The 18413-nt window shown below is 71.6% G+C and carries 16 protein-coding genes and 1 tRNA gene; 6 read left to right on the top strand and 11 right to left on the bottom strand.

All coding sequences use genetic code 11. The features are described 5' to 3' along the window. The first annotated feature begins 9 nt into the window (after positions 1 to 9). From OG410_RS20980 to OG410_RS20970, 3 genes are all read left to right on the top strand, one after another. Positions 10 to 729 (top strand): ABC transporter permease, encoded by a 720-nt coding sequence (locus OG410_RS20980; protein ID WP_329300589.1) that lies wholly within the window; start codon positions 10 to 12, stop codon positions 727 to 729. A 128-nt stretch (positions 730 to 857) separates the two neighbouring features. Continuing rightward, positions 858 to 1133 (top strand): SGM_3592 family protein, encoded by a 276-nt coding sequence (locus OG410_RS20975; protein ID WP_329300588.1) that lies wholly within the window; start codon positions 858 to 860, stop codon positions 1131 to 1133. 261 nt (positions 1134 to 1394) lie between these two features. Continuing rightward, positions 1395 to 1481 (top strand) — tRNA-Ser (locus OG410_RS20970). 143 nt (positions 1482 to 1624) lie between these two features. Here OG410_RS20970 and OG410_RS20965 read toward each other — a convergent pair. The 9 genes from OG410_RS20965 to OG410_RS20925 all read right to left on the bottom strand — a co-directional run bounded on the left by OG410_RS20965 (position 1625) and on the right by OG410_RS20925 (position 12066). Next, positions 1625 to 2476, bottom strand: a complete 852-nt coding sequence (locus OG410_RS20965) for an HAD family hydrolase (RefSeq protein WP_329300587.1) — start codon at positions 2474 to 2476, stop codon at positions 1625 to 1627. Next, positions 2473 to 3750 carry a serine--tRNA ligase gene (gene serS / locus OG410_RS20960; protein ID WP_329300586.1) on the bottom strand — a complete coding sequence of 426 codons (1278 nt, stop codon included), beginning with the start codon at positions 3748 to 3750 and terminating at the stop codon, positions 2473 to 2475. The genes OG410_RS20965 and serS overlap by 4 nt, the downstream gene beginning before the upstream one ends. Before the next feature lie 570 nt (positions 3751 to 4320). After that, a complete protein-coding gene (pheA, locus tag OG410_RS20955; RefSeq protein ID WP_328450606.1) occupies positions 4321 to 5256 on the bottom strand; it encodes a prephenate dehydratase in 936 nt (311 codons plus the stop codon). Between the two features lie 343 nt (positions 5257 to 5599). Continuing rightward, positions 5600 to 6919, bottom strand: coding sequence for an iron uptake transporter deferrochelatase/peroxidase subunit (efeB, locus tag OG410_RS20950; protein ID WP_329300585.1), 1320 nt, complete (start codon positions 6917 to 6919; stop codon positions 5600 to 5602). An 8-nt stretch (positions 6920 to 6927) separates the two neighbouring features. After that, on the bottom strand, positions 6928 to 8940 hold the full coding sequence (locus OG410_RS20945) for a copper resistance CopC/CopD family protein (RefSeq protein WP_329300584.1): 2013 nt from the start codon (positions 8938 to 8940) through the stop codon (positions 6928 to 6930). Between the two features lie 13 nt (positions 8941 to 8953). After that, on the bottom strand, positions 8954 to 9439 hold the full coding sequence (locus tag OG410_RS20940) for a copper chaperone PCu(A)C (RefSeq protein ID WP_443063774.1): 486 nt from the start codon (positions 9437 to 9439) through the stop codon (positions 8954 to 8956). After that, on the bottom strand, positions 9436 to 10098 hold the full coding sequence (locus tag OG410_RS20935; protein ID WP_329300583.1) for an SCO family protein: 663 nt from the start codon (positions 10096 to 10098) through the stop codon (positions 9436 to 9438). The genes OG410_RS20940 and OG410_RS20935 overlap by 4 nt, the downstream gene beginning before the upstream one ends. Positions 10099 to 10262: 164 nt before the next feature. Continuing rightward, positions 10263 to 10997, bottom strand: a complete 735-nt coding sequence (locus tag OG410_RS20930) for a YcnI family copper-binding membrane protein (protein ID WP_329300582.1) — start codon at positions 10995 to 10997, stop codon at positions 10263 to 10265. A gap of 226 nt (positions 10998 to 11223) precedes the next feature. After that, entirely contained in the window at positions 11224 to 12066 is an 843-nt protein-coding gene (locus OG410_RS20925; RefSeq protein ID WP_329300581.1) for a hypothetical protein, read from the bottom strand. Positions 12067 to 12317: 251 nt separating this feature from the next. Here OG410_RS20925 and OG410_RS20920 point away from each other — a divergent pair, with 251 nt between their 5' ends. Both OG410_RS20920 and OG410_RS20915 read left to right on the top strand, forming a co-directional pair. Beyond that, the gene (locus tag OG410_RS20920; RefSeq protein WP_328670146.1) at positions 12318 to 12773 is read left to right on the top strand and encodes an ATP-binding protein; all 456 of its coding nucleotides are present in this window, start codon (positions 12318 to 12320) and stop codon (positions 12771 to 12773) included. Positions 12774 to 13037: 264 nt separating this feature from the next. Continuing rightward, the gene (locus tag OG410_RS20915; RefSeq protein ID WP_329300580.1) at positions 13038 to 13862 is read left to right on the top strand and encodes a triphosphoribosyl-dephospho-CoA synthase; all 825 of its coding nucleotides are present in this window, start codon (positions 13038 to 13040) and stop codon (positions 13860 to 13862) included. 211 nt (positions 13863 to 14073) lie between these two features. On the opposite strand, the gene OG410_RS20910 is transcribed toward OG410_RS20915, so the two are convergent. Further along, positions 14074 to 15561 carry an aminopeptidase P family protein gene (locus OG410_RS20910; protein ID WP_329300579.1) on the bottom strand — a complete coding sequence of 496 codons (1488 nt, stop codon included), beginning with the start codon at positions 15559 to 15561 and terminating at the stop codon, positions 14074 to 14076. 98 nt (positions 15562 to 15659) lie between these two features. Beyond that, positions 15660 to 17171 carry a PP2C family protein-serine/threonine phosphatase gene (locus OG410_RS20905; RefSeq protein ID WP_329300578.1) on the bottom strand — a complete coding sequence of 504 codons (1512 nt, stop codon included), beginning with the start codon at positions 17169 to 17171 and terminating at the stop codon, positions 15660 to 15662. Between the two features lie 482 nt (positions 17172 to 17653). Between OG410_RS20905 and OG410_RS20900 the strand changes: the two genes are divergently transcribed. Continuing rightward, positions 17654 to 18319, top strand: a complete 666-nt coding sequence (locus OG410_RS20900) for a bifunctional DNA primase/polymerase (RefSeq protein WP_329300577.1) — start codon at positions 17654 to 17656, stop codon at positions 18317 to 18319. Positions 18320 to 18413 lie beyond the last annotated feature (94 nt).

The raw sequence follows: 18413 nt of genomic DNA, 5'->3' as shown, positions 1-18413 counted from the left end.
AGGCCGAAGATGTACGACCCCACAGTCGCCCGGCTCACCTACCGGGGCCTGCTCGGCCGCCGGCGGGCACTCATCCTCGGCGTCCTGCCCGTCCTGCTCATCGTGCTCTCCCTGGCCGTCCGGAGCTTCTCCGGAGCCGACGACCAGGTGGCCTCGGACCTGCTCGGCGGGTTCGCCCTCGCCACGATGGTGCCGATCATCGGCGTCATCGCCGGCACGGGAGCCATCGGACCCGAGATCGACGACGGCTCGGTGGTGTATCTGCTGGCCAAGCCCCTGAAACGGCCCACGATCATCTTCACCAAGCTGATCGTCGCGATCGCCGTCACCATGGCCTTCTCGGCGGTGCCGACCTTCATCGCGGGCATGATCCTCAACGGCAACGGCCAGCAGATCGCCGTCGCCTACACCGTGGCCGCCCTGGTCGCCTCGATCGCCTACGCCGCGATGTTCCTGCTCCTCGGGACCGTGACCCGGCACGCGGTGGTCTTCGGACTCGTCTACGCGCTCGTCTGGGAAGCCCTGTTCGGGTCCCTGGTGTCCGGCGCGCGCACGCTCAGCGTCCAGCAGTGGGCGCTCGCCGTGGGCCACAAGGTCACCGGCGGTGACATCGTCACCTCGGACGTGAGCCTGCCGACCGCGACGGTCCTGCTGATCGTGGTCACCGTCCTCGCCACCTGGTATGCGGGGCAGCGGCTGCGGTCGCTGACGCTGGCCGGCGAGGAGTGAGCGAGGGCTCCCCGCGCGCGGTGTTCCGGCACGGGCACGCGCGCGGGGAGCCCCTTTTTTTGACAGCGGCTTCACCCCGGTCCGGGCACACTGGGCGAAACGGGGACGCACGGCCGGGAGGAACGGGGATGACGACCGAGGAACCGGGAGCCGGCGGCCGGGAACAGGCCGGGAACGGCTCCGGTGACGGGCCGGGGGACACGGCGGGGGAGCCGTGGGACGACCTCGTCCTCGACGAGGACTTCGTACGGTCCGCGGAGACGGCCGAACCGTCGGCCCGCGCGCGTATGCTCGCCGCCCGCTGGCGTGAGTCGGGCCCCGAACCGCAGCCCTGGCGCTCGGACGAGCCGCCCGCGGGGTGGTTCTTCAGCAAGGGGCGCCGACGCAGATGGCGCCGCAAGTGAGCCCCCGGGAACGCGCGTTTTAATCAGTGGCGCCCAAGTCGGCTTACGGGCACAGTGGTTGTGTCCACGCCGCCGCATCGAGCCGGCGCCACGGTCTGGGAGAGGAGCGCGACGATGTTCATCAGGAGCAGTTCGTCGAGCTCCCGACAGGGCAGCCCGCGGCGGGTTCCGGAGTAGTCACTACCTCCGTCGAACCCGCTCGCAGGGGGAGTTGCCCGGGGCGGCCGCTTCGAGCGCGCGTCACGCGCGGGCCGCCCACCCGGAGGATTGGCCGAGTGGAAAGGCACCGGCTTGCTAAGCCGTGGTCGGGGGTGAAACCCCGCGCGCGTTCGATCCGCGCATCCTCCGCAAGACGTTCTCATCCGACTGCCGACTGCCGACTGCCGACTGCCGACTGCCGACCGCAAGGGCCGTCGTCGCGGCGAGGCCGCCACAGCAAGGGCCGCCACAGTGAGGCCGCCGGGATGCGGCGGGCCTGCTCGCGGTGACCGCTACGGGCGCGTCAGCAACCGCTCCAGCACGACCGCGATCCCGTCCTCCTCGTTCGAGGACGTCACCTCGTCCGCGATCGCCTTGAGATCGGCGTGGGCGTTGGCCATGGCCACCCCGTGGGCCGCCCAGGCGAACATCGGGAGATCGTTCGGCATGTCACCGAAGGCGATGGTGTCCGCGGCCTTGAGGCCCAGGCGCCGGGCCGCCAGGGACAGCCCCGTCGCCTTGGAGAGGCCGAGCGGGAGCAGTTCCACCACGCCCGGGCCCGCCATCGTGACACCGACGAGTCCGCCCGCGACCTTCACGGCCACGGCCGCGAGCTCGTCGTCGGAAAGCGTCGGATGCTGGACGTACACCTTGTTCAGAGGGGCCGACCACAGGTCCGCCGCGTCCTTGAGCGGGACGACCGGCAGCGCACCCTCCAGCCTGCGGTAGCCGGGGCCGACCAGCACGTCGCCGTCGAGCCCGTCGCGGCTCGCGGCCAGCAGCAGCGGTCCGACCTCCGCCTCGATCTTGGCGAGCGCCAGACCGGCCAGCTGCCGGTCCAGGGTCACCGAGGTGAGGAGCCGGTGCTCCCCCGCGTCGTAGACCTGCGCGCCCTGGCCGCAGACCGCGAGGCCCTGATAGCCGAGCTCGTCGAGGACGTGCCGCGTCCAGGGCACCGCGCGCCCGGTGACGACGATGTGGGCCGCGCCCGCCTCGGTCACCGCGGCGAGCGCGTCACGTGTGCGGGCCGAGACCGACTCGTCGGAACGCAGCAGCGTCCCGTCGAGATCGGTCGCGACGAGCTTGTACGGGAAGGCCGGCTCCGTGGCTCCGGACGCTCCCGTCGAACCGGTGGTGCTGGTCACTTGGAGATCGGCTCCAGAACCTCACGGCCACCCAGGTAGGGGCGCAGCACCTCGGGAACCCGCACCGAACCGTCGGCGAGCTGGTGGTTCTCCAGGATCGCGACGATGGTGCGCGGGACGGCGCACAGGGTGCCGTTCAGTGTGGCCAGCGGCTGGATCTTCTTGCCGTCGCGCATGCGGACGGACAGCCGGCGGGCCTGGAAGCCGTCGCAGTTGGAGGCCGACGTCAGCTCACGGTACTTGCCCTGGGTCGGGATCCACGCCTCGCAGTCGAACTTGCGGGAGGCCGAGGAACCCAGGTCACCGCTGGCCACGTCGATCACCTGGAAGGGCAGTTCGAGGCCGGTCAGCCACTGCTTCTCCCATTCGAGGAGCCGCTGGTGCTCGTTCTCGGCGTCCGCGGGGTCGACGTACGAGAACATCTCGACCTTGTCGAACTGGTGCACGCGGAAGATGCCGCGGGTGTCCTTGCCGTACGTGCCGGCCTCGCGGCGGAAGCACGGCGAGAAACCGGCGTAGCGCATCGGCAGCTTGTCGGCGTCGAGGATCTCGTCCATGTGGTACGCCGCGAGGGGGACCTCGGAGGTGCCGACCAGGTAGTAGTCGTCCTTCTCCAGGTGGTACACGTTCTCCGCGGCCTGGCCGAGGAAGCCGGTGCCCTCCATGGCGCGCGGGCGGACCAGCGCCGGGGTCAGCATCGGCGTGAAGCCGGCCTCGGTGGCCTGCGCGATCGCCGCGTTGACGAGGGCGAGCTCCAGGAGCGCGCCGACGCCGGTCAGGTAGTAGAAACGCGAGCCCGACACCTTGGCGCCGCGCTCGACGTCGATGGCGCCCAGGGCCTCGCCGAGTTCCAGGTGGTCCTTGGGCTCGAAGCCCTCGGCGGCGAAGTCGCGGATGGTCCCGTGCGTCTCCAGGACGACGAAGTCCTCCTCGCCGCCGACCGGGACGTCGGGGTGCACCAGGTTGCCGAGCTGGAGGAGAAGCCGCTTGGTCTCCTCGTCCGCGTCGTTCTGTTCGGCCTCGGCGGCCTTGACGTCGGTCTTGAGCTGCTCGGCCTTCTTCAGCAGCTCGGCGCGCTCGTCCGGGGTGGCCTTGGGGATCAGTTTGCCGAGCGACTTCTGCTCGGAACGCAGCTCGTCGAAGCGGACGCCGGACGACCTGCGCCGCTCGTCGGCGGAGAGGAGGGAGTCGACGAGCGCGACATCCTCTCCACGGGCGCGCTGGGAGGCGCGAACACGGTCGGGGTCCTCACGGAGCAGGCGAAGGTCAATCACCCCTCAAGGCTACCGGTGCGGACTTCCGGCCAACGACCCGATATTCCAGAGCGTGACCGCTGTCACGATATGAGTGAAATGTCGGATCGCATCTCTTGGGCATCGAGCGACGTCAAGGAAAAGGGGCCTACTCCCCGGAACGGGGCATGCGCACTTCACCGGTTGACCGGATTTCCTTGCGGGGGGCGGCACTTGCGGGGCAGGTTGTCCACAGGGTGTGACCCTCCCCGTCGGTTATCCACAGGGTGTGTGGAAGATCTGTGGATGTCGGAATTGATCATTCCGATCCCTCTTCGGTGACCGTGGAATTCCCGGTTCAAACCCTCTGGACAGCCACTTTCGGGTGTAAATGATTCGCTCTATCGGGTTGATCAATGGAAAAGGGTAGACGAAGAGGGACGTGCAAGGGTGTGGATGGACTTGGGTCGAGTAGCCGATTTGTCGATGATGTAGCGCTTCGTTGTCGACTTGTCCCCAGGTCGGTAAGCGCACCTGTGGATAACCCTGTGGATGGCGAAAATCGGCAGGTGGAACCTGCGGGAAATGCTCGGACGGGTGTGGACCCGCCGTTCAGAACCGGCCGTCGGCGCAGCGCGCGAGCCAGTCCGAGGCCGCGGAGAACTCGTGGTCCGACGTTCCGGGCCGCAGCGGCCGTACGTCCTCCAGGGCGACGCCGGCCCGGGGATAGGAACCGAGAAAGCGCACTTGGGGACAGATCCGCTTGAGACCCATCAACGCCTCGCCCACCCGGCGGTCGGTGATGTGCCCCTCGGCGTCCACCGAGAAGCAGTAATTGCCGATTCCCTGGCCGGTCGGGCGGGACTCGATCCGCATCAGGTTGACGCCGCGCACGGCGAATTCCTGGAGCAGTTCGAGCAGCGCTCCGGGGTGGTCGTCGCCGAGCCAGATGACCACGGAGGTCTTGTCGGCGCCGGTCGGCGCGGCGGGCCGGGCCGGGCGGCCGACCAGTACGAAGCGGGTCTCGGCGTTCGCCGCGTCGTGGATCTCGGTCACCAGCGGTTCGAGGCCGTACGTGGCCGCGGCGAACTCGCCCGCGAAGGCCGCGTCGAAACGGCCCTCCTGGACCAGCCGGGCGCCGTCCGCGTTCGAGGCCGCCGACTCCCAGACGGCGTCCGGCAGATGCGCGGCGAGCCAGTTGCGCACCTGCGGCTGGGCGACCGGGTGTCCGGTGACCGTCTTGACGTCCTTCAGCGCCGTGCCGGGCCTGACCAGCAGGGCGAAGGCGATCGGCAGCACGACCTCGCGGTAGATCATCAGCTGGTCGCCCTTGGCCAGCTCGTCGAGGGTGGCGGTGACGCCGCCCTCGACGGAGTTCTCGATCGGGACGAGGGCGCCCGCGGCCTGGCCACCGCGTACCGCGTCGAGCGCGGCCGGGACGGACACCATGGGAACCAGCTCCCGCGTCGCGGCCTCGGGAAGCGTGCGAAGGGCGGCCTCGGTGAACGTACCCTCGGGGCCGAGATAGGTGTAGCGCGTCGCCGACATACCGTCACCCTAATGGGCCGCGCCCGACCCGTCCGCCGCCCGCGGAACCCCCGCCACCGGCCCTGATACGGAGCCCGGTACCGCGGTACGGAACACGGTACGGAGCCCCTGGGTCGCGTCCGCGCGAGGCCTGCCCCCGTGTCGGTCCGGAGCCCGGTGCGGAGCCCTTGGGCCGCGTCCGTCTGCAGCCCGCTCCCGCGTCGGCCCCGAGCCCGGGTACGGAGCCCCGCCCCGAGCCGTCTGAAGCCCGGCCCCGCATCTGCCCCGAGCCCGTCAGGTACAGAGCGCCCGTGCGGGCCGTCGGCCGATGAGCCGCCGTGGAGTCCGCCGCACGACGGCCTCGTCACCCCTCCAGCAACCGCTGCCCCACGTACTCCCCCTCCACCGCGCCGCCCGGCACCGCGAAGAGGCCGCTCGACTCGTGGCGGATGAACTCCGAGAGCGCGTCGCCGCGGTCGAGTTTGCGCTGGACGGGGACGAAACCACGCACCGGATCGGCCTGCCAGCACACGAAGAGCAGACCGGCGTCGGGTGTCCCCTCGGCGTCGATGCCGTCGTGGAAGGAGAACGGACGGCGCAGCATCGCGGCGCCTCCGTTCCGGTCGGGCCGGGTGATGCGCGCGTGCGCGTTGATCGGCACGACCAGGTTGCCGTCGGCGTCGGTCTTGTCCAGGTCCATCGCGGTGGACTCGGTGCCGCCGCTCAACGGCGCCCCCGTGGACTTCCTCCGCCCGATGACATCCTCCTGGGCCTTGCCCGAGAGCTTCTCCCAGTCGTCGAGGAGCATGCGGATCCGGCGTACGACGGCGTAGGAGCCGTTCGCCATCCACTCCGGGGTGCCGGAGGCGGGGACGAAGATCCGTCCGTCGAAGTCGGGTTCGGAGGGCTTCGGATTGCGGGTGCCGTCGATCTGGCCCATCAGGTTGCGGGCGGTCATCGGCGCGGCGGTGGCGCCCGGCGAGCGGTTGAAGCCGTTCATCTGCCAGCGCACCCGCGCCGCGCTGCCGGTGTCCTTCTGGATCGCGCGCAGGGCGTGGAAGGCGACGAGGGCGTCGTTCGCCCCGATCTGCACCCACAGGTCGCCGTCGCTGCGCGCCTTGTCGAGGTGGTCGGAGGAGAAGTCGGGCAGCGGGTCCAGGGCGACCGGCCGCTGCTTCTCCAGGCCCGTACGCGCGAAGAAGCTGTGTCCGAAGCCGAAGGTGACGGTGAGGGACGACGGGCCGGCGTCGCGCGCGACGTCCGTGTCCTCGTGGGCCGCGGCCTCGCCCGCCATCAGCCGCTGGGCCGTCACCGACCAGCGGCGCAGCAGGGCGGCCGCCTCTTTGCGGCCCGCGCCCGCCGTCAGGTCGAAGGCGACGAGGTGGCCGCGGGCCTGGAGGGTGGTGGTGATGCCCGGCTGATGTTTCCCGTGAAACATTGCCATGTCCGCGCCGACGGAGGTCAGCGGGACGGTCTTGGCGGGGGAGGGTGCCGCCGCGTACCCCACGGCTGCCCCCGCCGCTCCGAGCGTGAGCCCGGTGGCACCGGCGGTGCCGAGCAGCCGGCGTCGTGACATGACTCCCTGCGGGGCATCGCCCGGCGACGCGGTGCCGGTGGACGCCTCGGGGGACGAGGCCTTTCGGGCGGAGGGGGCGGAGGTCCCCGGGGTGGACTGGTCAGCCATGGTCAGGTTCAGCCGATCTGCGCGTTCTTGTTCACGGTGGCCTGGTCGATGTCGGAGGTGCGCACGGTCACCGCGATCTTCCAGTCGCCCGCCATGGGGATCTGCACCCCGCTCGCCGCCCAGTGCCCGGTGGCGACCCGGTCGGGGGTCACGGGCAGCGGGCCGACGTTCTTCGCGGTGAGAGTGAAGGCGACCTTCACCTCGGGGACGTCGAAGGCCTTGCCGTTCGGCCGGAGCACGAAGACGTGCATCTGGTTGCCGCCGACACGGGCCGGGTCGAGGGTGACCTCCACCGTGCCCTTGCCGTCCTCGCCGCCCGTGTCGAACGGCATCTTCAGGGACAGCGGTCCGGAGCGCTGTGCGGCGGACGCGGTGGCCTGCCGGGCCGCCTCCGCCGTACGTCCCGGCTCGGTGGCCGTCAGCGCGGTCGTGACCGCGAGCAGGACGACCGCGACCCCCGCCTCGGCGAGCACCGAGCGCCGCAGGCCCGAGCGGTGCGGGTCGGCGTCACGGACCCGCTTGTCGCGCGTGGAGTCCACGGCGGCCTGCTGCCGGGCGAGCTGGGCGGCGCGCCGGGAGTCGGCGGGGACGGTGGCGGGCGTCCTCAGCTCGGAGCGCTGCTCCACGAGGACGGCGGTGGCCTCGGGAGCCGTCACCTCGGACAGCTGGGCGGTCCAGCGCCGAGAGATCCACGCGATGCCCACGAGGACGGCGACCAGGCCGACCTTGACGAGCAGCAGCTGTCCGTACGACGTGTCGGTGAGCGCCGACCAGGAGCCGAGCTGGCGCCACGACTGGTAGATCCCGGTGGCGACGAGTACGAGGACGGCGCCGAACGCGAGGCGGGAGAAGCGGCGGACGGTCGTCGCCTCGACGGGCGTCTGTGCCGGAGCCCGGAACAGGGCGACCACCAGCGTCGACAGACCGCCGAGCCAGACGGCGACGGCCAGCAGGTGCAGGACGTCGACGGGCATCGCGATACCCGGCTGGACACCGGTGGAGGCGTGCTCGGCCATGGCCCAGGTCGCGGCGAGGCCGGCCGCGACGACCGAGCCGCCGACGGCGAGCCCGAAGGTGAGGTCGTTCTTCTCCGCGGCCAGGTGGCCGGCCTCGGTGTCCGGGTCCTCGGCGTCCGTGGCAGCGGTGTCCGTGGCACCAGCGTCCGTGGCGCCGGTGTCCGTTCCCTCGGCCGGCTCTCCGCTCCCGGTGTTCGCTCCGGCCGCGCGTTCGTCCTCGTCGCGTCTGGCGTACGCGCCGAAGAGCACGGCGATGAACAGCGCCGCCGCGGCGAGCAGCAGCAGTCTCGACACCAGTGCCGCGCCCGATTTGGTCTGCAGCACCTCGCCGAGCAGGGTCAGGTCGAAGATGTCGCCGGCCTTGCCGGACCCCACGTACGAACCGCGCAGGAGCAGCAGGGCGAGTGTGGAGGCGGTGAGCGTGAGCCAGCCGCAGACCACGAGCCGCTGTACCGGCCGGATGCCCGAGCCGCGCTGCCAGCAGGCCAGCACGAAGGCGGCTCCGCCGACGAGCAGGATGTATCCGGCGTACGACAAGTAGCGCGCGGCTCCGTAGAGGAAGCCCACCAGGCCGCCCCCCACCGCCTGGCCGGACAGCGTGACGGAGGTCTGCGAGGGAGCGCCGACGGAGAAGGTGAAGGCGCCGGAGACGGGGTGGCTGTCCGCGGACACCACTTGGTAGGTGACGGTGTACGTGCCGTCGGGCAGCCCCGGGCGCAGCTTCAGGCCGTAGGTGTCGCCGCCCAGGTCGCTCGCGCTCCCGGCGTCGACCCGCCCGCCCTTGGGGTCGAGCACCTGGAGCGATTCGTCGTTCAGCGAGACCTGTTCGGAGAAGGTGAGCGAGACCTGGGCGGGTGCCTTGTCGACCACCGATCCCTGCGTCGGGTTGCTCCCGGTCAGCGCGGCGTGCGCGGAGGCGGGCGCGGCGCCCGCCAGGAGCGCTCCGGTGACGGCGAGGAACAGCAGCAGGAGGGTCCTGAAGCGGGGGGCGATGGTCGATGTCACGGTGATGCCTCCCTCAGCGTCCGGTCTTCGGCGTGTATGTCGCGGGCTTCACCGGCATGGAGATCCTGACCGTGCCGGACTTGGCGAAGTGCAGTTCCACGGACACCTTCTCGCCCTGTCCGGGCTTGTGGGTGAGCTTTTCGAACATGAGGTGGTTGCCGCCGCTGGCGAAGTCCAGGGTGCCCTCGGCGGGTACGGCGAAGGACTTCTTCTCCTCCATCGCGCCGCCCACGGTCGCGTGCATCGTCACGTCGTCCGAGAGATCGCTGGTGACCGAGGTGAGGGTGTCGGCGCCGCCGGAGTTGGTGACGGTGAAGAAGCCCGCCGCCATGGTGTCCATGTTCGGGGCGGGCATGTAGGCGCCGGTGACCTTGAGTTCGGGACCGGCCGGGGACGACGAGGAGTCGCCCGAGCCGCAGCCCGCCAGGGTCCCGGTGGCGGTCAGGACGAGGGAACAGGCGGCGAGGAGTCCCGCGCGGCGGCCCGTACGGCGGCTCACGGGGTCTTCCCCTCGGCGATCTTGGGCAGGTCCTTGGTGTAGTCGTCGACGGTGGCGCTCTCGCCGTACAGCACATAGCCCGCGTCGGTCTTCGGCGAGAAGGCGATGACCTGGGTGCCGTGCACGGAGACGGTCTTGCCGTTCTTGTCCTTGGTCGTCGGCTCGATGGTGATGCCGAGGCGACGGGCACCGGCCTGGATCGTGGCGAAGTCGCCGGTCAGGCCGACGAAGTCGGGGTCGATGCCCTTGAGCCAGGTGCCGAGCGCGGCGGGTGTGTCGCGGGCCGGGTCGGTGGTGACGAACACGACGCGCAGCTTGTCCTGTTCGGCCTTCGGGAGCTGCTTCTTGGCGACGGCGAGGTTGTTCATCGTCAGGGGGCAGAAGTCGGGGCAGTGGGTGTAGCCGAAGTAGACGAGCGTGGGACGGCCCTTGGTCTCCGCGCGCAGGTCGTACTTCTTGCCGGTCGTGTCGGTGAGCACGAGGTCCGGCTTCTCGAACGGGTTGTCCAGGACCGTCGCGGCCTTGGCGGAGCCGGCCTCGGCGGACACGGCGGCGACCGGGCCGTTGGCGGCGTTGCTGTCGTCGCCACTGCCGCAGGCGGAGAGGGTCAGAGCGGCGGCGGCGAACAGGGCGGCCGTCGCGTACGTCTTCTTGCGCATAGAAAAATGTCCCAGATGTGAGCGCTCCGGTGGGCACCGGGGGGCGGACGAGGCGGCGGGGCCGGGCCGGGTGCGGCCGCAAGCCGGTCCACGGAGCCGCGTCCGCGCCCCTCCGGTGCCCACCAGGAGCGTGTGTCTCAGTGCCTCAGGTGTGTGCCGGCACCTCAGGCGTTCGTACGCCGCCGGCCGGCCATGACGCCGTACGCCACGCCCGCCAGGCCGACGAGGATGCCCACGCCGCCGAGTACGCGCGCGGTGGTGTCGCTGCTGTCCGTGGCGGAGGCCGCCTCGTCGGTGTGCTCGGCGGTCTCCTCCGTGTGGGAGGCGTCCTCCGCGGCGGCGGACCCGTGATGGCCCCCCTCGGTCGCGGCCGTGAGCGCGAGCGTCGGAGCCGGGTGCTCGGGCTCCTCCGCACCATCCTTCTGCGGCTCGATCCAGCGCACGATCTCCTTGTCGGAGTACGTCTGGATCGCCTTGAAGACGAGGGTGTCGGTGTCCTCGGGCAGCGCGCCGATGGAGAGCGGGAACTTCTGGAAGAAGCCCGGCTCGATGCCCTTGCCGTCGGCGGTCCAGGTGACCTTGGTGACGGCCTCGTCGATCTTCTCGCCGTGCGCGGTGACCGGCTTGTCGAGCTTGGACCGGGTGACCTTCACGGTCCAGCCGTCGAGCCGCTGCGGCATGACGGAGGCCAGCGGGTGGTCGGCCGGGAGGTTGACCTCGACCTGGGTGGTCGAGGCGTTGTCGCGCTCGTTGGGCACCTTGAAGTTCACGACGGTGTAGCCGCCCTTGGCGGCCACGCCCTCGGGCTGCACGGAGACGTGCGCGAACGCGGGGGCGGACAGGGCGAGAACGGCGGTGGCGGCGGCGGTGCCGACGACGGCGAGACGAGAAGCCTTCATGGAAGGAGACACTCCACATTCAGTCCGGTGACAAAGGGGACGCGCGTGCGCCTCGGTGTCCCGTGGAAGGGGCGAGAGCGGCACCCCGGGAGGACCCGGCGGGTACGCGCGCGTGCGGCACGACCGCGTCCCCTTCGAGAAGGTCCGTGAACCCCGTGCGGCCGGTGGAGTCGAGGACTCCGGGGACCGGGGAATTCCGTGGATTTCCGTGAAGCGGCGCGTCGTGTCAGGCGACGAGGGTGAACGCGGTGGAGGCGGGGGGGCCGCGCCGGACGACGGTGTGCTGAAGAGCGGTCGTCCGTGGAGCGAGGGGCGCGAGCGGCGCGGTGTGAGGCGTGCGCGCGATCTCGGGCGCGCCCGGAAGTCCCGTACGCAGGGCGCGTACGAGGGTCAGGGCGGCCCGCAAGGAGCGCACGAGTGCCGCTTCCGTGACGCCCTGCGCCGACAGGCGCATGAGCCGCAGGAGGGCCAGGTCGCCATGGCGCAGCACCCATCCGGCGGCGACGGCCGCGAGCACGTGGCCGAGCAGCATCGGCAGGGAGGGCAGCACCGGCATCGGGGTCCCCGCGGCGGTGGGTACGGCGTCCGAGGCGTGGTGCATGGACGACGTCATGCCGGTCATGCCCGTGTCGATCCGCGCGTCGGCGAGGATCTTCATGGCCTGCGCGGGGCTGATCGCCGCCGCGGCCGTCCCGCACACCAGACGGGCGGCGCGCGCCACGAGCGTGGCGTCGGACATCGGCATCCCGGGAGCCATCGCCCCCATGGACGACCCGGTGCCCGTCGTACCGGTCCGCAGGCCGAGTCCGAAGAGGGTGTGCAGCACGGTCTGGCCGAGCGCGAGAAGCGCCACGATGCCCGGCAGCGTGCGTTCGCGGCCCGCCAGCGCCGCGGCGACCGCGAAGACCGCGAGGAAGCCGGCGCCCAGCGTCCACAAGGGGACCGTGGCGCAGGAGGCGATCCCGTGACCGGCCGCGGCCAGCACGACGCAGACCGCGGCGAACACCGCGGCCCTCAGGGTCCGGAGACCTGCTCCGGAACGCGCCGAACGCTGGTGGGGGGCAGTCATGGCGGGCTCATCATCGCACTGGGCCCCGACGCCCCGTGCGGCAGGTCCGATTGATGGCTTGTGACCGGTCCGTCCGCCGGACGGCGGACGGCCGAAGGGCCGTCGTCCGGCGTCGGATCGCTCGCGCATACACCGCTGCCTCATGTGAGCGCGTCGGCCGTATGGGCGGCATCACGTCGTGTATGCGATTGCGCACGGGTGGTTGCGGCAATACGTAACGGTATGTCGAGCCGCGGCCGGGAGGCTGGAGCATGAGCATCTGGTGGTCACTCCATCTGCGGCGCGAGGCTGCGAGTGTTCCGCTCGCCAGACGCCTGTTGCTCGGCACGATGGAGAGCGCGGGTGTCGACCCGGACATCTCGTACGACCTCTCCGTCGCTCTCACCGAGGCCTGCGCCAACGCCGTCGAACACGGCGGGGACGACGTGCGGGGCTCTTCCTGCGAGGCGTATCGCGTGACGGCCTACCTCGACGGCGACCAGTGCCGCATCGAGGTCGCCGATTTCGGCCCGGGTTTTCCGGCCGGGAACGCCCGCGCCCTGCTCCGCCAGGCCGGCGAGGACGCGGAGCACGGCCGGGGGCTGTGCCTGATCCGCGAGCTCGCCGACCACGTCCACATCGGCAACAAGCCGGGGCGCGGCGGTGCGGTGGTGAGCTTCGACAAGATCCTCAAGTGGAAGACGGCCCCCTCGCTGCTGCCCGCCTGACGCGCCGGACAACGCCTGACGCGCCGGTGGTGCCTGACGCTCCTGACGACGCCGACGTCCGACCCTGCCGGAGGCAATCCGCCGGGGCCTCCGCGACCCGCGCCCCGGTTCGCGGCTTCTCGCTCGCCGCTCCCGGAGTTCACAGGTCGCTGACAGCGTGCGCCCAGGTTCTTGAGAGCCGGCGCGTCTACGTTTCCTTCGCACGTGGCCGGACTCGGATCTGGTGCCTTCACCGCCGGCGTCCTCAGGAGAAGGGGTACGTCGATGAGCAGCCGCGAGGACGACGAGGTGCTGGCGCGGGCCGCGGTGGCCGCGCTGACCCGGCAGCTGGAACTGACCCCCAAACCCGGGCTGCCCGACCCACGTGACCTCCGTGCCCGGGTCACCCGGCGGGATCTGTGCTCCCTGCGCTGGTCCGCCAAGGCGCTCACCCCCGGCCTCGCGGCCATGGCCGCCGCCGCCCGCCGCACCGGCCGCGCCACGCCCGAACTCCGCGCGGAGCTGGGCTCGATCGGCCGGTGCACCGAGCACTCGGTGGCCCTGACGGGCGGCGGCCACCGCGGTGCCCTGTGGGTTCTCGGGCTGCTGGTCGCCGCGGCGGCGCTGGACCCCGGAGCCACCGGAGCCGATGTCACCGCGACGGCCAAGCGGATCGCGGCGCACACCGACCGGCGGGCACCGCGGCGGCCCTCCCGCGGCTCGTCCGTCTCCGCGACGTACGGCGCGGCCGGTGCGCGCGGTGAGGCGCGTGCCGGATTCCCGCATGTGCGACGGGCGTTGGACGCGCTCGCCACCGCCCGCGCGGCCGGCGCGCCCGAACCGTGCGCCCGTCTCGACGCCCTTCTCGTGGTCATGGCCACGCTCCAGGACACCGAGCTGCTGTACACGGCGGGACCCCATGGCCTCCGCCATGTCCAGGCCGGCGCCCGGGGGGTGCTCGAAGCGGGGGGTACGTCCACGGAGGCCGGGCGTTCGGGCCTGGTTGTCCTCGACGACGATCTCCACGCGCGCGGGTGGAGTCCCCGGGGCAGCGGCGGCCTGCTCGCGGGCGCGCTGTTCGTGGACGCGCTGCCGGTCACGCGCGTCTGACGGCCCGTCCAGGCCCACTCCGGCACCGGACCGGAGGCCGGAGTCCGAGCGGGGTCGCACACGCCCTGGTCACACCGGAGCCCGGAGGCTGCCTCTGCTCCCGATCCTGGACGCACCGCGGTCCCGGCGGCCGCCCCTGGACGCACCGATGGCCGGGCGCCTCGGAAGGTGCCCGGCCATCGGTCTCGCCTCGGCCCTCGCGGGCACGGCGTCAGCCCTTGAGGGACGCCATCCAGGCCTCGACCTCGTCCGAGCGGCGCGGCAGGCCGGCCGACAGGTTCCGGCTGCCGTCCTCGGTGACGAGGAGGTCGTCCTCGATCCGGACGCCGATGCCGCGGTACTCCTCCGGCACGGTCAGGTCGTCCGCCTGGAAGTACAGGCCCGGCTCGACGGTCAGGCACATGCCCGGCTCCAGCGTGCCCTCGACATACGTCTCGGTGCGCGCGGCGGCGCAGTCGTGGACGTCCATGCCGAGCATGTGGCCGGTGCCGTGCAGGGTCCAGCGGCGCTGGAGGCCGAGCTCCAGGACGCGCTCGACGGGGCCTTCGACGAGCCCCCACTCGACGAGACGCTCGGCCAGCACGTGCTGGGCGGCGTCGTGGAAGTCGCGGTACTTGGCGCCCGGCAGGACGGCCGCGATACCGGCCTCCTGGGCGTCGTACACGGCGTCGTAGATCTTCTTCTGGATCTCCGTGAAGGTGCCGTTGACCGGGAGCGTGCGCGTGACGTCGGCGGTGTAGAGGGTGTGGGTCTCCACGCCCGCGTCCAGCAGCAGCAGATCGCCGGAGCGGACCGGGCCGTCGTTGCGCACCCAGTGCAGCGTGCAGGCGTGCGGCCCGGAGGCGCAGATCGAGCCGTAGCCGATGTCGTTGCCCTCGACCCGCGCGCGCAGGAAGAAGGTGCCCTCGATGAAGCGCTCGCTGGTGGCCTCGGCCTTGTCGAGGACCTTCACGACGTCCTCGAAGCCGCGCACGGTGGAGTCGACGGCCTTCTGCAGCTCGCCGGCCTCGAACTCGTCCTTGACGAGCCGTGCCTCGGACAGGAAGACGCGCAGTTCGTCGTCGTGCTCGCGGGTGACCTTGTCGGTCAGGGCGGCCTCGATCGCGGCGTCGTAGCCACGCACGACGCGGACGGGACCGGTGGCTTCCGTCAGCGCGGCCGGCAGCTCGCGGACGTCCGAGGCGGGGATGCCGTACAGCTGCTCGGCCTCGGCCAGGGAGTGGCGGCGGCCGACCCACAGCTCGCCCTGCCCGGACAGCCAGAACTCGCCGTTCTCACGGTTGGAGCGCGGCAGCAGGTAGATCGTCGCCCTGTGGCCCTCGGCGGCGGGCTCCAGCACGAGGACGCCGTCCTCGGTGAGGTTGCCGGTGAGGTACGCGTACTCGACCGAGGCACGGAAGGGGTACTCCGTGTCGTTCGAGCGGGTCTTCAGGTTGCCCGCGGGGATCACCAGACGCTCGCCCGGGAAGCGCGCGGACAGCGCGGCGCGGCGGGCCGCGGTGTACTCGGCCTGGGCGATGGGCGTCAGGCCCCGCAGCTCGGTGTCGGCCCAGCCGGACTTCATGCTCTCGGCCAGCTCGTCGGACACGCCCGGGTACAGGCCGTTCTTGCGCTGCTTGATGGGCTCTTCCTCGCCCGCTTCGTCAGCGGCTTCGTCGAGTACGGCTTCCGGGGTCTCCGGGGTGAGCGCCTCCGACACGGTCTGCCTCCTTCATACGACTTTGGACCCCCCCATCGTACGGACGCAGTGAAGGGGGCCCAGGGCCGGAGGACCTGTTACACCGGGTGAGAGCCCACTCACTCGAAGCGGGCCGCCAGGAGGACGACGTCCTCGTCGCTGTCCGCTTCGTCGAGACCGTCCGGAAGCACACCGCGCAGCACGTGGTCGGCGACCGCGCCCGGGTCGTCGCGCAGCGTCCTCGGGACGCTCGCCGCCGCCGCGTGCAGCCGGGCGAAGGCGCGGTCCATCGGATCGCCGGTGCGGTGCAGCAGGCCGTCGGTGTAGATCAGGACGGTCTCGCCGGGCTCGGCGGTCAGTTCGACGCTCGGCGCCTCCCAGCAGGCGAGCATGCCCAGGGGCGCGGACAGGGAGGTCTCCACGAACTCGGTGCGCCGCGGGCCGATCACCAGGGGCGGGCTGTGTCCGGCACCGGCGAGCGTGAGCTTGCGCAGGGCGGGCTCGCAGTACGCGAACAGGGCGGTGGCGGAGCGCGCGGGTTCGGTCAGCCGCAGCAGCAGTTCGAGGTCGGAGAGCACGGCGACCGGGTCCTCGCCCTCCATGACGGCGTAGGCCCGCAGGGAAGCCCGCAGCCGGCCCATGGCGGCGACCGCGCTGGGTCCCGAGCCGGTGACGGAGCCGACCGCGAGGCCGAGCGCGGCGTCGGGCAGCGGCAGCGCGTCGTACCAGTCGCCGCCGCCGCGCGGGCCGGTGCGGTGCCGGGCGGCGAGCTGGACGCCGGAGATCCGGGGCAGCCGTGGGGGAAGCAGCTCCTCGGACATCGTCGTCACGCACGTCCGCGCGCGTTCGAGCTCCAGCAGCCGTGCCAGGTGCTCGGTGGCATGGCGGGTGTAGAGGCCGATGAGGTGGCGCTGGCGTTCCACCGGCTCGGCGGGTTCGTCGTAGAGCCACACGGCGGCCCCGAGCCGGCCGGCGGCCTCGGTGGACAGCGGCAGCGCGTAACTGGCGGCGTAGCCGAGACGGGCGGCGACCTCGCGGTGACGCGGGTCGAGCCCGTCCTCCGAGAGGAGGTCCGGCTGGGTGATCTCGCCCTCGCCGCCCGGCAGTCCGTCCAGGATCTTCCCGTACGACATGGAGCTGCGCGGCACCGTCTCGATGTGGCCGAGGTCGGCCCGGGCGAGGCCGAGGCCGATCGTGGTGTCGGGGCCCAGCCCGTCGCCGGGTTCCATGACGACGAGACCGCGCCGGGCGCCCACGAGGGCGGCTCCTGCGCGCAGCAGTTCCTGGAGCGCGTCGTCCAGGGTCGCGGTGCGGGCGACACGCTCGGTGAGTTCGTGGAGCGTGGTGAGGTCCGAGACCCAGCCCGCGAGACGGTCCTGGAGCGCGGCTCCGGGGCCGGCCGGCGGGGCGGCCGACGAGGCGTCCGTGGGAGCGGGCGTCGGCGCGACAGTGTGTGCGGGCGAAGGAACCGTTGAATCGATTCCGGCCACTTTCGGAAGGTGAGGGGCGTTCATGACGTCCGGCTTTCCGACCGGTGCGTTTTGCTCAATAGCATCGCAAACCCCCATGTCGTTCTGCGCCGCTAGCGGTGTCTCCACATGTACACGTACTCGTGAGGGGATGTCCAGCATTGTCCTGCCGGGATTCCTGGTGTCCGTGAGACCGGCGGTAACCCTTGCGGGAAATTAAAATTGGCCTAAAACTGACTCGGGCAACGGCTTATTGAGGTCGACTGGCCTCGTTCGACGGAGCGTCACAGCGGTCGTGATGGGTACGTACTCGGTGAAGGCCAGGGGTGGTTGAGATCCGCCCGGAACCTGGCGACGGACCCGGGCGTCTTAACCACCGACGACCGTGCCCCATCCTCCCGTGGCGGAGGCGGCTAGGAATACGCGGGACGTAAAACGCCAGGCGCCGCCACCCCACGCCATGCCCATGCTTTGGATGTACGCGGTATGGGCGCGGACACAGCCACATGCTCGGCCCAGAGGGGTTCCCCTTGTCTCCAGCAGGGGTGTGATGCGCCAGCAGGTACGCACAGTGAAGTGATCGACACATGGTGTGATGTGATCCTCGGTGTTGCCAGGCGTGCAACGGAAAGGAACGAGCGCTCATGCGCGAGATCCTCGGAAGGCGACGCAGGCTCCTGTCCAGGCGAAACAACGGGAGGCCTGAGATGCTCAGCGCGGCCCTGACGTTCGCGGCGGCATGGCGGTGGCCCGTACTCCCGGGTGTGGCGGCCGACCCGCAGGGGCGTGCCCGCTGCGGCTGCCCCGACCCGGAGTGCACGGTGCCGGGCGCCCATCCCTTCGACCCCGGCCTCCTCGCGGCCACCACGGACGAGCGCATGGTGCGCTGGTGGTGGACCAACCGGCCCTCGGCCTCCATCGTGCTGGCCACCGGGGGCGGCGCCCCGTGCGCGGTGAGTCTGCCCGCCCTCGCGGCGGCCCGTGCGCTGGACGCCCTCGACCGCACGGGCATGCGCCTCGGCCCGGTCGTCGCCTCTCCCTCCCGCTGGGCGATCCTCGTCGCCCCGTACTCCATGGAGCAGCTCGGCGAACTGCTCTACGCCAAGGACTACGTGCCCGGCTCCCTGCGCTTCCACGGCGACGGCGGCTACATCGCGCTGCCGCCGTCGGAGACGGGCCAGGGGCAGATCCGCTGGGAGCGCGCTCCCCTGCCCGGTTCGGCCGCTCCCTGGGTGCCCGGCGTGGAGGCCGTGGTGGATGCCGTCGTCGAGGCACTCACTCGTACGGGTGTGAGCGCGCCCGAGTTGTAGGGGCGTCCGGCGCGCGGCGAGCCGCGCGCCGTCCCCCGCTCGTTATCGTCCGCCTATGCAGCGTCGTTCCGGGAGGTGCCCGGCCGAGGCGCCG

Source organism: Streptomyces sp. NBC_00659 (assembly GCF_036226925.1).
In the GTDB taxonomy this organism is placed as follows: Bacteria; Actinomycetota; Actinomycetes; order Streptomycetales; family Streptomycetaceae; genus Streptomyces.
The sequence above is the reverse complement of the archived record's forward strand: the minus strand, read 5'-3'. Positions and strand labels throughout refer to the sequence as shown.